This window comes from Candidatus Brocadia sapporoensis (assembly GCF_001753675.2).
Taxonomy (GTDB): Bacteria; Planctomycetota; Brocadiia; order Brocadiales; family Brocadiaceae; genus Brocadia; species Brocadia sapporoensis.
Window position 1 is genome coordinate 1 of sequence record NZ_MJUW02000001.1, and the last position, 1,526, is coordinate 1,526.

General features: G+C 39.6%; 2 protein-coding genes. Both read right to left on the reverse strand.

Going from position 1 to position 1,526, the window contains the following annotated elements; translation table 11 throughout:
• Positions 1 to 171 precede the first annotated feature (171 nt).
• Positions 172 to 366, reverse strand: a complete 195-nt coding sequence (locus BIY37_RS00005) for a ribbon-helix-helix domain-containing protein (protein ID WP_070065807.1) — start codon at positions 364 to 366, stop codon at positions 172 to 174.
• A 541-nt stretch (positions 367 to 907) separates the two neighbouring features.
• A partial coding sequence (locus tag BIY37_RS00015) for a restriction endonuclease subunit S (protein ID WP_179129170.1) occupies positions 908 to 1,526 on the reverse strand: 619 nt, incomplete at its 5' end.

The window sequence follows — 1,526 nt, forward strand, 5'->3', positions numbered from 1 at the left end:
CCTTTAGAGTCTAAATTATTTTTAAATGTGTCTAATTTTCATTGACATATTCCGCATACCGCATCGGGAATTATTAGTCTTTTAAAATCCAATAAAAGATGAAGGCTGTCAATCTCTTCGAGATGAATTATTGGACCTGCATCCAGTATAACGTTCTGGATAGTTGTATAATCAGTCCTTTCCATGCAGTCCCCATTCAACATCTTTTTTTACGAACTTTTCCATAAGCTCCGGTTTATGTGTTTCAAGAAAACGACGCAAGGCTTCTGTGATGACGGACTTTTCATCCTGAAACCATCCAGCATCGATAAGTAGTTTAATCTGTTCATAAAGCTTATCAGGCAATTCTGCCTGTAATATCTTCACAACGCACCTCCTTTCAAATTAAATATTGATATTTTGCTTCTATTCTTCCTGAAAATTTCGATGAGTCTATTAAAGTATTGTAGGTTAAGTGAAGCGAAATATATCCAACAGAGAAAGGCATTGACGGGTTCAATCGAATTCGCCTATTTTACCAAATTAAATGTGACAGCCTATCTCTGTCTATATCCTACACGAACGACCGCCTCATATCCAGCGTTAGAGCATTGTCTTTGCCACTCGGCAAGTTTCATCAAGAAAATTAATGATTTGATTTCAGAAATCTTTGTACAGATCTGCCCACCAAATATCAATGTCCTCCGGTTCTTTTGAAAAATAAAACGAAAGGGTAAAGCCGTTAACACTTTTCTGTCCGGCAAGAGAGGCCAACGGTTTGTAGTTTTTCAAGCAAAACGATTCCCTGTCCTTCTCAATTTTGTAAATGTTGTATTTGGTCATACCTTCAATTCAAATCCAAAAACCTCTTATCCTTGAAAGGGTTGTGTAAGGAAAAGCACATCCAATAAAAAGCTAAAATAATTCGTCATCCCGCAAATGCCTCTCGTAAAACGGACTGCATCAGCATTTCCGCCTGTTCTTTACGTTCGGATACTTGCTTTTCCAGTTCATCAATCATGACCATGAGTTTATCCACGATCTCGACAATGGCCTGCTGTTCGGTCAAAGGAGGTATTGGAACTACGAACTGCTCAAGATTGTATTTAGGAAGTCCCTCTCGTCCCGCACCTGTAGTAGATTCAACTGACACTTTTTGAAATAGAGGTGATAAGACGACCTTATGCATAAATTCTTTTGATATTAAGATACTCCGAATAATGCAGACGTGTTGACTTACGTTGCCTTCACTGAAATCTACCGGAACTAGTGCACATCGGCCAAGGGAGCCGCCAGTAATATTTAAGAGCAAATCGCCAGCAATAACGACAGTCCCTTTCATCTGCTCGTGAACTTCAGGTGATATGAACTTGATATCATCGTAGGCTAAGCCATTGTCATGAACATTCTGCGACCTAAAAAACGGAATTCCTCTTGCTGAGTAGTTGCTTCCTTTTGGAGTACTACCTGAACCAATCTTAGAACAAAGATCCCCCAAACGACACCACACCCACCCCTCAGGCAGGATAAATGGTTTTTCTACTTCA